The 12,846-nt window shown below is 69.1% G+C and carries 12 protein-coding genes; 6 read left to right on the forward strand and 6 right to left on the reverse strand.

Features of this window, described 5'->3' with window-relative positions; translation table 11 throughout:
* The first annotated feature begins 4 nt into the window (after positions 1-4).
* The 5 genes from JZ791_RS15015 to JZ791_RS15035 all read left to right on the forward strand — a co-directional run bounded on the left by JZ791_RS15015 (position 5) and on the right by JZ791_RS15035 (position 6,466).
* On the forward strand, positions 5-730 hold the full coding sequence (locus JZ791_RS15015) for an enoyl-CoA hydratase (protein WP_216895212.1): 726 nt from the start codon (positions 5-7) through the stop codon (positions 728-730).
* Positions 731-735: 5 nt separating this feature from the next.
* Positions 736-1,908 carry an MBL fold metallo-hydrolase gene (locus JZ791_RS15020; RefSeq protein WP_216895251.1) on the forward strand — a complete coding sequence of 391 codons (1,173 nt, stop codon included), beginning with the start codon at positions 736-738 and terminating at the stop codon, positions 1,906-1,908.
* 38 nt (positions 1,909-1,946) lie between these two features.
* Positions 1,947-2,666, forward strand: coding sequence for an antitoxin (locus JZ791_RS15025; protein WP_216895214.1), 720 nt, complete (start codon positions 1,947-1,949; stop codon positions 2,664-2,666).
* A 129-nt stretch (positions 2,667-2,795) separates the two neighbouring features.
* On the forward strand, positions 2,796-5,057 hold the full coding sequence (locus JZ791_RS15030) for an ATP-dependent DNA ligase (protein ID WP_216895216.1): 2,262 nt from the start codon (positions 2,796-2,798) through the stop codon (positions 5,055-5,057).
* A gap of 182 nt (positions 5,058-5,239) precedes the next feature.
* Positions 5,240-6,466 carry a lipase family protein gene (locus tag JZ791_RS15035; protein ID WP_216895218.1) on the forward strand — a complete coding sequence of 409 codons (1,227 nt, stop codon included), beginning with the start codon at positions 5,240-5,242 and terminating at the stop codon, positions 6,464-6,466.
* 44 nt (positions 6,467-6,510) lie between these two features.
* Here JZ791_RS15035 and JZ791_RS15040 read toward each other — a convergent pair whose 3' ends face one another.
* Both JZ791_RS15040 and JZ791_RS15045 read right to left on the reverse strand, forming a co-directional pair.
* Positions 6,511-7,248 carry an energy-coupling factor transporter transmembrane component T family protein gene (locus tag JZ791_RS15040; RefSeq protein WP_216895219.1) on the reverse strand — a complete coding sequence of 246 codons (738 nt, stop codon included), beginning with the start codon at positions 7,246-7,248 and terminating at the stop codon, positions 6,511-6,513.
* Positions 7,245-9,293 carry an ABC transporter ATP-binding protein gene (locus JZ791_RS15045; RefSeq protein WP_216895253.1) on the reverse strand — a complete coding sequence of 683 codons (2,049 nt, stop codon included), beginning with the start codon at positions 9,291-9,293 and terminating at the stop codon, positions 7,245-7,247. The genes JZ791_RS15040 and JZ791_RS15045 overlap by 4 nt, the downstream gene beginning before the upstream one ends.
* A 168-nt stretch (positions 9,294-9,461) precedes the next feature.
* Between JZ791_RS15045 and JZ791_RS15050 the strand changes: the two genes are divergently transcribed.
* Positions 9,462-10,580, forward strand: coding sequence for an AraC family transcriptional regulator (locus JZ791_RS15050; RefSeq protein ID WP_308162934.1), 1,119 nt, complete (start codon positions 9,462-9,464; stop codon positions 10,578-10,580).
* Here the strand turns inward: JZ791_RS15050 and JZ791_RS15055 are convergent.
* From JZ791_RS15055 to JZ791_RS15070, 4 genes are all read right to left on the reverse strand, one after another.
* Entirely contained in the window at positions 10,561-11,340 is a 780-nt protein-coding gene (locus JZ791_RS15055; RefSeq protein WP_216895223.1) for a metallophosphoesterase, read from the reverse strand. The two genes, JZ791_RS15050 and JZ791_RS15055, sit on opposite strands and share 20 nt — an antisense overlap.
* 239 nt (positions 11,341-11,579) lie before the next feature.
* Positions 11,580-12,359 (reverse strand): RluA family pseudouridine synthase, encoded by a 780-nt coding sequence (locus JZ791_RS15060; RefSeq protein ID WP_216895225.1) that lies wholly within the window; start codon positions 12,357-12,359, stop codon positions 11,580-11,582.
* 28 nt (positions 12,360-12,387) lie between these two features.
* Positions 12,388-12,687 (reverse strand): type II toxin-antitoxin system Phd/YefM family antitoxin, encoded by a 300-nt coding sequence (locus JZ791_RS15065; protein ID WP_216895227.1) that lies wholly within the window; start codon positions 12,685-12,687, stop codon positions 12,388-12,390.
* Between the two features lie 14 nt (positions 12,688-12,701).
* Positions 12,702-12,846, reverse strand: a 145-nt coding sequence (locus JZ791_RS15070; RefSeq protein WP_216895255.1) for an acyl-CoA dehydrogenase C-terminal domain-containing protein, incomplete at its 5' end; no start/stop codon positions are given.

Consider the following 12,846-nt stretch of genomic DNA (forward strand, 5'->3'; position numbering starts at 1 on the left):
CCCATTGCTAGCAGTGAGCCGCGACGGTGACGTGGTCACCATAGAGTTACAGCGTCCGGAGCGTCGCAACGCCCTCAATGAAGAATTGGTGGGCCAGCTGCGCGAGGCCGTCGTCGGCGCGGCGTCCGATGCCCGCGTGATCGTGTTGACCGGCCAGGGGGCCGTCTTCAGCGCGGGCGCGGACTTGGACGGGGTGTATTCGCAGACATTTCTGGACGCGCTGATGGATCTGCTCGCGACCATCGAGACCGTGCCGGTGCCGGTGATCGCCGCGATCAACGGTGGGGCGTTCGGTGCGGGCGTGCAGCTGTCGCTGGCCTCGGACCTGCGGGTCATGAGCCCGGAGTCCTACCTCGCCATCCCGGCCGCGAAGCTCGGCATCTCCGTGGACCGGTGGACCGTGCGCCGGCTGGCGGCGCTCATCGGCGGTGGCCCCGCGCGGACCATCCTGCTGGGTGCGGAGACCGTATCCGCCGCCGACGCTTATTCTTTCGGCTTCGCCAACCGCATCGGCACGCTGGCCGACGCGCAGGCGTGGGCCGAGTCGATCGCGAAGCTCGCACCGCTGTCGCTGCGCCACCTCAAGCTCGTGCTCAACGACGACGGTACCCGCGGTGCGGAAACCCCCGAGCAGCGCAAGGCGCTCGAGGCGGCTTGGAACAGCGCGGACGCGGCCGAGGCCCGGGTGGCCCGGCAGGAGAAGCGTCCGGCCAACTTCGAGGGGCGGTAATGAGGATGATCGAGGGGCGCGTACCGGGCACACTGGTCTCACTCGCGCGCCGCACGGCCCTGGGCGTCGCCGGCGCGGTCGGCCTGGCCTGGGTCGCGCGCGCGGTATGGGAGATGCCCGCGGCCATGGGTGCGTCGGCGTCGGCGATCGCGCCGGTGGCCGTGCGGTCGGCCCGCTACCGCAACCGGCAGTTCCACAACACCGAGCCGAGCACCCAGTTCGCGCCGGGAGCGGGTCTGTCGCTGCTGTTCTCGGCGTTGACCAGGCGCGGCATCGGGCGTCCCGCGGGCCGAATCCCGCTCGTCACACCGGATGTGCCGGAGCGGGCAGGTGATCTCGCGGTCACCTGGTACGGGCACGCGTCGACGCTGCTCGAGGTCGACGGGTATCGGATACTCACCGATCCGGTGTGGAGCGAACGGGTTTCGCCTTCGGCGGCGGTCGGGCCCGCCCGGCTGCATCCGGTGCCGACGCCGATCGAGGCGCTGCCGCGGCTGGACGCGATCGTCATATCGCACGATCACTACGACCATCTGGACCGGCCGACGGTGGCCGCGCTGGTCGCCGGTCAGGACGCGCCGTTCGTGGTGCCGATCGGCATCGGCGCGCATCTGCGCACCTGGTCGGTGCCCGAGTCGCGGATCATCGAGCTGGATTGGGGCGCTTCGGTTTCGCTGTCCGAGATCGGTGGCGCGCGGGACGGCGGCGATCTGGTGATCACCTGTACCGAGGCCCGGCACTTCTCCGGCCGCGGGCTGGTGCGCAATACGACGCTGTGGGCGTCGTGGGCCATCGCGGGGTCCGCCCATCGCGTCTATTTCGGCGGAGATACCGGATACACCAAGGCATTCGCCGAGATCGGCGCGAGCCTGGGGCCCTTCGATCTGACGTTGCTGCCGATCGGCGCCTACGACGTGCACTGGCCCGACGTGCACATGAATCCGGAGGAAGCGGTGTGCGCGCACGCGGACGTCTGCGCCGGGGCCGGGCACGGCCTGCTCGTCCCGATCCATTGGGCCACCTTCAATTTGGCGTTCCACGGTTGGTCGGAGCCGGTGCGGCGGTTGGTCACCGCGGCCCAGGCCGCGGGCACCTCGGTCTCGGTTCCGTTGCCAGGTCAACGGATCGATGCCAATGCGGTCGCGCCGCAGGTGCGCTGGTGGGAGGATGTGGGCTGACCAGCCCGGTAAGACTGATTGTGAAGGAGTAGGGGCCGATGGGCTTGATGGATACGCTGAAGGGTTTGCTCGGCAGGGGCAAGGATGTCGCCGCGGAGAACTCCGACAAAATTCAGCAAGCCGTGGATAAAGCGGGCGAGTTCATCGACGAGAAGACCGGCGGCAAGTTCTCCAAGGAGATCGGGAAGGGGGCCGAGGCCGTCAAGAGCGTTATCCCGGAGCAGGCCGACACCAAGCCCACGGCCGCACCTGCCGACGCCGCCACCGCACCGGCCGCTGAACCGGCTGCCGAGGCCGCGCCCGCGGCCGCGCCCGAACCCGCGGCGAAGGCCGAGTCCGCACCTGCGGCCGAGGCCGCGCCGGAACCCGCCGCCGAGGGTAAGGCCGTGCCTGCACAGTCTGCCGGGGTGAAGGCCGAGCCGGTAGCCGAGGATGCCTCAGCGTCCACGCCCGCTGCGGAGCCGTCACCGGCTGTGGCGGCTGCCGAGGCCGCGGCTCAGGCCGCCCAGGAGTTGGCCAAGGAGTTGGGCGACCTCACGTCCAAGGGCACGCCGAACCCAGCAGCAGTGATCGGCCTCAAGGCTCAGGCCGCTGCCGCGAAGCCGGCGGGCGAGTCCGCTGCCGCCGAGCCCGTGGCCGAGGCTGCGCCGGAGCCGCCGACCGAGGCTGCGCCGGAGCCGCCGACCGAGGCCGCGCCGGAGCCGCCGACCGAGGCCGCGCCGGAGCCGTCGGCCGAGGCGGAGCCGCCGAAAGACTGAGCTATCGCGCCTTGACCGGGCCGTTCGTCGTCCATATCGGACGCGAGCGGCCCGTGCCGTCGGTGCGCCAGGGTGTTCGCCGGTGTGTGCCGGGCCGGATTTGTCGGTGCCTGCCACTAAACTTCGAATATGGTGGCCCGCCGGGATTTCGGGGGTACCGAGGTTGAATTGAGCAACCTCGGCAAGGTGTTGTATCCGGCCACGGGCACCACCAAGGGTGAGGTCATCGACTATTTCACCGCCATCGCGCCCGCGCTGCTCCCGCATATCGCCGGGCGGCCGGTGACCCGCAAGCGCTGGCCCAACGGCGTGGCCGAGCCGTCGTTCTTCGAGAAGAATCTGGCCGAGCACGCGCCGGGCTGGCTGGACCGGCAGGCGCAGGTGCATTCGGACCGTCGCGTGGTCTATCCGCTGATCGACTCGGTGGCGGGGATGGCGTGGCTGGGGCAGCAGGCTGCCTTGGAAATCCATGTGCCGCAATGGGTTTTCAAGGGGACGGAGCGGGGGCCGATCACGCGGCTGGTCTTCGATCTGGATCCCGGGCCGGGCGTCGGACTGGCCGAATGCGCGCAGGTGGCGCTGTGGATCCGCGATACGGTCCGCGATGTGGGCCTCGAGGCATACCCGGTGACCAGCGGCAGCAAGGGCATCCACGTCTACGTGCCGCTGGATCGCACACTCAGTGCGCGCGGGGCGACCACGGTCGCCAAACAGGTGGCGCAGGGGCTCGAGCGATTGCATCCCGACCAGGTGACCGCGACGATGGCCAAATCGGCCCGTTCCGGCAAGGTCTTCCTGGACTGGAGCCAGAACAACCCGTCCAAGACCACGATCGCCCCGTACTCGCTGCGCGGGCGTACCTATCCCACGGTCGCCGCGCCGCGTCACTGGGAGGAGATCGAGGATCGGCAACGCCTGCGGCACTTGACCTTCGACGAGGTGCTGGATCGCTGGCACGAGCACGGCGACGCGCTGGCGGGGTTGGACACCGCACCGCCGCCGGATGTCGCGGCCGACGCGCTGAGCACCTACCGGTCCATGCGCGATCCGGAGCGCACCCCGGAACCCGTTCCGGCGCAATCGCCCACGCCCGGCCCGGGAGACAGGTTCGTGGTGCAGGAGCATCACGCCCGGCGCCGGCATTGGGACCTGCGCCTGGAACGCGACGGCGTCCTGGTGTCATGGGCGGTGCCGAAGGGTCCGCCGACCTCCACCGACGAGAACCGCCTGGCCGTGCACACCGAGGATCATCCCCTGGAATACCTCGACTTCCACGGCGCGATCCCGAAGGGGCAGTACGGCGCCGGTGAGATGACGATCTGGGACTCGGGCACCTACGAGACCGAGAAATGGCGTGCCGACGAGGTGATCGTGCGGTTGCGCGGCACCCGGCTCGACGGCCGGTACGCGCTGATCCAGACCAACGGCAACCAGTGGCTGATGCATTTGATGAAGCCGGAACCGGAAGCGGTGCAGCCTGTTTCGAGCCCGGAGTCACGCCGGACAGTAGGGTTGCCGCACGGCTTGACCCCCATGCTGGCCACGCCCGGAGACGTGACGACCCTGGACGCGGACGAGTGGGCGTTCGAGACCAAATGGGACGGCTTCCGCCTGATCGTCGAGATCGACGACGGCGCGGTCACCTTGCGCAGCCGCGCCGGAAATATCGTCACCGGCCGCTACCCCCGTGTGGCCGCACTGGGCAGCGAACTCGCCGGGCATCGCGCGATACTCGACGGGGAGGCGGTGGTCTTCGACGATCACGGCGTCGCGAATCTCGGCCTGCTCCAGGTGGATGCGGCGCGGGCGGTATTCGTCGCCTTCGACCTGCTGTACCTGGACGGTACATCGCTGGTGCGCAAGCGGTATTCGGATCGCCGCCGGGTGCTGGAGGCGCTGGCCGGACGAGCGCAATCGCTGGTCGTGCCGCCGCGACTGGCCGGTTCCGGGCCGGATGCGCTGCACTACAGTCAGATTCACGGCATGGAGGGTGTGGTCGCCAAGCGGCTGGACTCGGTGTATCTGCCGGGGCGGCGCGGGCAGTCGTGGGTCAAGACCCGCAACTGGCGCACCCAGCAGGTGGTGGTCGGCGGGTGGCGGCGCAGCGACGTGCGGCAGTTCGCCTCGTTGCTGGTCGGGGTGCGGCACGAGGAGCGGCTGTACTACGTCGGCCGGGTCGGTACCGGATTCAGCGAACAGGAGATGGCCGCGCTGGCCGCCCGGATGCACCGCCTGAAGCGCGCGACCAGTCCGTTCGACAACGAACTCACCCCCGACGAGCGTAAGGACGCGGTGTGGGTGACCCCGAAAATCACCGGCACCGTGCGCTATATGAATTGGACCGAGACCGGGCGATTGTGGCATCCGGCATGGATCCCGTCGACCGACTGAGATGTCGCCGATCGGTAACCAGACTGGGCGGTGTGCTGAGAGAGGTGACGTTGACCTGCGCATTCCGGGGAGCTACGGTGAATTCTCCGGTGGTGAGGGGTTCGGTCGCTGGACGGAAATTCCGCGGTATTCGTGGTGTGTGATGCAGGAGGGGTGCAATGGGATGCTGGTGGGTAGCTGGAATGTCTGTGCCGCGCCGTATTCGGGACGTGACGCTCGTGGCCCTGGCCGTTCTGGCACTGACGGTGATGCTGACCGAACCCCCTGCTCGCGCCGATGCGCCGCTTCCCGACGATGATTCGTTCTACGCCGCGCCCGCGGATCTGGCCGGCCGGGCGAACGGTTCGGTGCTGGGCGTGCGCCCGATCTCCGTGTTCGGCCTGCCGATTCCGGTCGCGGCATGGCAGTTGCGCTATCGCACAACGGATTCGGCTGGGCGCCCGGGCCTGGACGTCGCGACGGTTCTCGTGCCGCCGATGCCGATGCCGTGGCCCGGCGCCCGCCCGCTGCTGAGCTACCAGGTGCCCGAGGACAGTCTCGATACCCGATGCGCGCCGTCCTTCGCGCTGTCCGGCGGGCGGGATCTCGGCGTGGTCAACACACTGCTGGACGTGCCGTTCATGACGGCGGCGCTGCTGCGCGGCTGGGCGCTGGTGATCAGCGATTACGAGGGGCCGCAGTCGCGGTTCTTCGATGGCGTCGGCGCGGGCCGGGCGGTGCTGGACGGTGTGCGCGCCGCGCGTGCCTTCGGGGCCGGCGGCGTGAGCGCGGCGAGTCCCATTGGCGGATGGGGTTATTCGGGTGGTGCGTTCGCGACGCTGTGGGCGGCGCAGCTGCGGGCCGAGTATGCGCCGGAGGTCCGGTTCGCGGGCATCAGCAGCGGCGGTGTGCCGGCCGACATTCCCACGATCGCGCGGCGGGTGGACGGCGGCCCGCAGGCCGGGCTCGCACTGCTGATCCTGTTGGCGCTGACCCGTAATCAGCCCGAATCGGGCCTGCCCGATCTGCTCAACGACCGTGGCCGGGCGCTGCTGGCCACGGACGCCACCGCCTGTGGCTCGGATCTGGTGCCGGAGAACGTGAACGCCCGCGTCGACGACTATTCGAGAGTTCCGAACCTGTTGGGCAGCAGGGAATTTCTGGCTGCGGCGAACGTAGACGAACTCGGTGGGTCTGCACCAGATACCCCGATGTACCTGTACCACAGCACATCCGATGACGTGATCCCCGTGAGCGCATTCACCGCGCTGGTCGATCGCTACTGTGCCGAGGGCGCGACCCTCACGGCGATCCATTCGCGCTTCCCGACCCACAACGGCGCGGCGATCGGTGAGGCCATGGGCGGTATGAACTACCTGGCCGATCGGTTCGCGGGTCGTCCGGTCGCACCGGGCTGCACGATTCGCTGATTCCGCCGCCCCGCAGACTCGCAAGCTCCGTCGGCGCCGTCCTGCTAGTGGATATACGTGATCGCGGCCGCGGCAAGGCATACCGCGACCACGATGATCAGCGCGATCGCGTCACGTCGTCCCGGCCTGTTCTGGTAAGCGGTGAGCTGCCCGGTGCCGCCGCGCGCGGTGATCGCCTCGCCGAGTTCTCCGGCGCGGCGCGTGGATACCGCCATGGCCGCGGTGAGGATGTCCAGCAGCGGGTTGTCGGTGGCGCGCTGCATGACTCCATTGTTGGGACGCAGTTTCCGGGCCGCGCGCAGGATGCGCATCTCCTCGATCAGCAGCGGCAGCCCACGCAGTGTCAGCGCCACAACCACGGCGAACTCGTCGACCGGAACCCGCAGCTTGCGCAGTGGTGCGCCCAATTTCGCCAGAGCGGGCGCTATCTCGCCCATCGGGGTGGTCCAGGCGATCATGAACGAGGTGATCAGCACCGTGAGCCCGAACAGAATCGTCAGCACGTAGTGCAGCACGGCCGCAATTCCGGCCGGGACGTTGATCAGCGCGCCGGAGAACATCACCGCCCAGAACAGCCAGGGCAGCCGCGGCAGGGTGCCCAGCGGCAGGCGCGCGATCGCCCCCACGACGATCAGGAACCCCACCACCAGGCCGAGCACCGGCCAGGACGGCATCTGGATCACCGTCAGGTTGATCAGCAGGACCGCGATGATCTTCGTCCCGGCCCACAGCCGGTGCACCGGGCTGGCGACCTGGACCTCGCGCAGCAGCATCGTCGTCATCGGTCGAGACCTCCGGTCGCGTCGGGGCGATGCAGGTGCAGGCGGGTCATCGCCGAGGTGAGGGGGGTCTGCGTGGGAGCGTGTGCGGGCGCCGAATCGCCCGAGGTCTCCGCGATCCGGCCCGATTCGAGGTGCACCGTGCGGTCGCACACCGCGGCCATGTCCGCCACGTCGTGCGAGATGACGATCAGGGTCAGCCCCGAGTCGCGCAGGCGGGCGAGCAACTCCACGACCTCCGCGCGCCCCTGGGGGTCCAGCCCGGCCAGTGGCTCGTCCAGCACCACCACCTGCGGGCGGCTCGCCACGATCGCCGCGAGCACGACCCGCTTGGCCTGCCCGCCGGACAGCTCCTCGATCGAGCGCGAGGCCAGCGCGCGATCCATGCCGACCGCGTCCAGCGCCCGTCCGACCGCGCCGGATCCGGTGCCCTGCCCGCCCCAGTCCTCGATCTCCGCGGCGACGGTCTGCCGTTGCAGCTGGAGCCGGGAGTGCTGGAAGGCCAGCGCCACCGTGCCGATGCGTTTGGACACCGGTCGTGCCCCGCCGAAATCGCGCAGTTCGCAGCGGCCCGAGCTGGGCGCGATGAGCCCGGCCATGATCCAGGCCAGTGTCGACTTGCCGGATCCGTTGCCGCCCACGATCAGCAGCGCCTCACCGCGCCGGACGGTGAGGTCGACGCCGTGCAGAGCCGTTGCGGCCCAGGGGGTTCCGTGGTTGTAGGTATGCCGCACGTCACGCAATTCCAGCAGTGCGTCGCCCATCGGGCGGCGGCGTTCGTCGCGGACCGGGCGTGGCCAGACGGGCAGCCGGTCCACCTGCCGCCCGTCGGACAGATGCACCACGCGGTCGGCCGCGGCGGCGTCGGCCTCGTGATGGGTCACCAGGACGACCGCCATCGGATGCCGTCTCGGCAGTTCGGCCAGGAGCGACACGAGTTCGCGCCGGCCGTCCGGGTCGATCATCGAGGTGGCCTCGTCGGCGATGAGCAGCGCGGGTCTGCGGGCCAGCGCCGCGGCCACGGCCAGGCGCTGTTGCTGGCCGCCGGACAGGGTGGCGGTCTCGGTCCTGCCGAGTCCGTCGAGCCCGACCTCGCTCAGCAGGGATTCCACATCGACACGCTCGGCCAGTTCCGGCGACAGCCCCCACACCACGTCGTCGGCGACCTGCACGCCGAGGGTCTGGCTTTCGGGGCGCTGCATCACCAGCGCGGTACCGCCGAGCAGGCCCAATCCCGCCGAACCGGGCCGGGTGACCGCGCCGGAAGTGGGCGTTCGCCCGGCCAGCAGCCTGGTCAGCGTCGATTTTCCGGAGCCGTTGTGCCCGACCACGGCCACGAACTCGCCGACCTGCACGGTGAGATCGATCCCACTCAGCGCGTCGGTCCGCGCGCTCGGATAACGGAACGAGGCGTCGTGCAGCGTGACCGGCAGGGGCGCGACAGGACGATCGTCGGGCGGGGCGTCGTGCAGATCGCGGCCGGGCAGCCAGGTAAGCCGATCCAGCACCGAACCCAGCGCGAACCAGGAGAACACCGCCGTCGCCATGACTCCGGCCAGGACGCCGAAGGCGACGTACGCCCACCACCAATGCAGCACCGCGTCGGTGATCGTGCCGATCGCGGTGCCCAGCGAGTGCAGTCGCGGCTGTCGCTCGGCGAGGTTCTGCACGCCGCGGGACATATTGCGGATGGTGACGAACAGCAGTTGACGCGCGTTGGCGAAGATCAGCAGGAAACCCACCGAGACCGCCGACCACACCAGCCCCGTGAGCACCGAGAGCCCGAAGGCCGCGATCACACCGCCGCCGCGGCGTTTGACGGTGCCGACGATGCCGCCGATGGTCGCCATGGACACCGTCGCGGTGGCGGATGGGAATCCGGATATGACGAAGGTCACCAGGGTGGCGGCGACGGTGGCCGTGAACAGGGTGCGGAACCGGTGGCGCTGCGCGAGCAGACCCAGCGGAACGGCCGAGATCAGGCTCAGGGCCGCGGCAACGGGTACGACCGTGGCGATGGCCACCAGACCGACGGTGACCCCGGCCATGACCGCCCCCGTGGCGAGTTCGATGGGGCGCAGCGGGCCCCGCCCCAGGGGCGGTTCGCTGTCTGCGGGGAGAGCCGTCACGCGTCAAGTCTGCCAGGTTTTCGGGAGATCGAGATATTCGGCCATAATCGAGGGATGGGGATATTCGATAGTCGAGGGTTGAGAACGGTGCAGCAGCCCGCGATACGCGACTGGGATTTCCCCCGGGGCGTGGCGAGCGTGGCGCTCATGGCCGGGTATGCGCGCGAGCACGGGGTGCGGGTGGACGCCGTACTGCGCGGCAGCGGGCTGAGCGAGGGGGCGCTGGCCGATCCGGACGCCCAGATCGACGCGCATACGGAGTTGGCGGTGGTGCGGAACCTTGTGCACGCACTGGGTACGCGACGGCCGTCCCTCGGGGTGGAGGTGGGACGCCGCTACCACATCACTACCTTCGGCATCTTCGGCTACGCCTGTGTGTCGAGCCCGACACTGGGCGAGGCGATCGCATTCGCGCTGCGCTACCTGGAGCTCAGTTTCACCTTCTGTCTTCCGGTAACCCGCTGGGAGCCGGGCGAATTCGTGGCCGACATACAGGATGAGCTGGTGCCCTCGGATGTGCGGCGCTTCCTGGTCGAACGCGATGTGCTGGCCATGCATCAGGTGATGAGCGATCTGCTGGGCCGCCCGCTGGCGCTTCGGCGCGCCGAATTCGACTACCCGGAGCCGGAATACGCCGGTCAGATCGCCGAGATCCTCGGGGTGGGACCGCGTTTCGGGCGACCGCAGAATGTCATCGCACTGGATCCGGCGATACTCGAACAGCCGCTGCCGCAGGCCAACGAGCACACCTGGGCCATGTGCCTGGCTCAGTGCCGAGACCTGGTGCATCGCCGCCGCGCACGCACCGGCATCGCGGCGCAGGTGCGTGAACGCCTGGTACCGCGCGGCGGCATCGACGGCTACGCCGCGCCGCCGGGCATCGACGCGGTGGCCCGGGACCTCAATATGAGCACCCGCACCCTGCGCCGCCACCTGGACACCGCCGGCACCAGTTACCGCTCCCTGCTGGACGAGATGCGCCGCACCCTGGCCGAGGAAATGCTCAGCGCCACACCACTTTCGGTCAGCGATGTGGCCATCCGGCTCGGCTATGCGGAGGCGTCGACCTTCATCTATGCCTTCAAACGCTGGACCGGGACGACCCCGGCCTCCTACCGCCGGGAGCGAGCGGCGACAACGCTCGGCTATCGCGAACGGGTGGGACGTCCAAGTCCCGATCAGGGATCTATTGAGATACCACGCTGATCCGCCCGCCCATGGGCACCGGGCGCAGCAGTGTGGTGAGCCGCCCGTCCTCGACCACGTGCAGCAGCACCGCCGGATCGGGGGCGTAGTCGATCGGGAGCTCGCCGGGCGTGCCGACCTCCCATGCCCCGCCGATCAGCGAGGACACGCTGGGCGCGACGACCAGTGGCTTCCCGCCGAACAGCGTGGTACCCAACGTATGCGTATGCCCGGCGAGCACGCCGAGGATGCGATGTTCGGCGGCCACGATCTGCTCGAGCCAGCGCGGGTTGGCCAGGCGCATGTGATCCACGACCGTGCTGTACATCGGCACCGGTGGATGGTGCAGCGCCACTAGCACCGAGTGGTCGGCAGGGGTGGCGCGCAGCAGATCGGTGAGCCAGGCGAAGGTGTCGTCGTCGAGTTCGCCGCCGCCCTCGCCGGGCACCGTCGAATCCAGCAGCGCCAGCGTGAGTCCGTCCAAGCGCACCTTCTGGTTGATCGGCTCGGAGGAGGCGGCCTGGCCCAGCATCACCTCGCGCAGCGCGCCGCGATCGTCGTGATTTCCCGGCAGGACCCACAGCGGTATGTCCGTGCGCAGCGCGGCCAGGGCCTGTTCGTATTCCTCGGTCTTGCCCGAATCGGTGATATCGCCGGTGACCAGGATCGCGTCGGGCCGGCGCGGTAGCGCGGTGAGATACGCCATCACCTGTTCGACTCGTTCGGAGTTGCGTGCGTGCAGGTTGAAATGGGTGTCGCTGAGCTGAGCCAACAGAGTCATCACGGCGATCGCTTTCTCGTGGGAATCGCGCCATTGCGCCCGAGCGTGCCAAGCCCGGCACCTGACCAGGCTAGAGTGCCGGTTGCCCTCGCGTCTTCATGAGATACGCCATCGAATATAGCCAATTCGCATGAATAGTCCGAAAACCTTGATCCGCCGGGCGATTCGATGTCTATGGCCTCCGCTTCGCTCCCTCGCTCCCTCGCTCCGTCAGTCCAGGTCCGGGGCGGGCCTCGCGACTAATGGCCGCCGCTTCGCTCCGGCAGGCTCACCGCGTCCAGCAGCGCGCTCGGATCGTCGGTGATCCTGGTCGCGCCGACGAGCCAGAAGTCCGGTCCCGGGACCGCCTCCAGCGCGAGTTCGCCGGTATCGCGCCACGGCGCGTCCACTCGCAGCCGCCACGAATGCAGGTGGGTACGCGGATGGGTTTCGGACCGGTCGAACAGCGGATCCCCGGCGATCGGATGCCCGATCCACGCCAGATGCACCCGTATCTGATGCCGCCGCCCGGTGACCGGCCGCACCGCGAGCACCGTGTGCTCCTCACCCCGCGAGACCGTGATGAATTCGGTGCGCGACGGATAGTTCTTGCCCGCCAGCAGATCCCGCTCGGGCACCGACCATTCGTCCCCGTCCCGGACGATGGCCTCGCGCGGCGCGGCGATCCGAACCCGATTCTTGCGGCCGACACTCAGCGGCAGTTCGATCACCCCGCGCTCCGGCAACCCGGTGGACGCGGTCACCGCCAGATACGTCTTCTCGGCAGTCCGCTTGTTGAACTGCCTGGTCAGCTGCCCATGCGCACCCAGATCCTTGGCAAACAACACCAGCCCCGAGGTGACCTTGTCGATCCGATGCACCGGATACAGCGTTTCCCCGACCTCCGCCGCCAACCGCACGATGTCGGTATCGTGCCGCTCCCCGGTCACCGAGATCCCCGCGGGCTTGTTCAACGCCACAACGGCCGCATCCTCCTCGACGCGACACCGCTCCCGCAGCTCCGGCCACCGCTCATCCACGAGATCACCCTACCGACCGGTATCCGAGCTATGGATCACTCGGCGGCTTCGACCCGCCGCCGGATACTCCTTTCACCCGCAGCTCCGGCGGACGCTGATCGATGAGGTCGCGGTCGGCCTCCCAGCCATCATCGGCCGAACCGGACCAGAGGTCCGCAATCTCCTCGTATGTTCGCCATGTCTTCGGCAGCTCGGCCGTTGGCGCGATCGGCACGAGTCTCGCGCTGGGACGCCCGCCCACGGTGATCGTGAGTTCTTCCCCGGCCTCGACGCGACGTACGAATTCAGAGGCGTTCCGGCGCAGCTTCCGCAGGCCAACGGTATCCATGAGACCCTCTTCGGTCATAGGCAGGTGGGGTCGAGGTCGAGGGTGGTGCGGTCCAGGGTGTCCAGGAGGTCGAACAAGGGGGCGGTGCGGGGGAGTTCCCAGTGGTAGAAGTAGCGGGCGGCGGCTCGTTTGCCGATGTGGAACGGGGTGGTGTGGGGG

Source organism: Nocardia alni (assembly GCF_019038435.1).
In the GTDB taxonomy this organism is placed as follows: domain Bacteria; phylum Actinomycetota; class Actinomycetes; order Mycobacteriales; family Mycobacteriaceae; genus Nocardia; species Nocardia alni.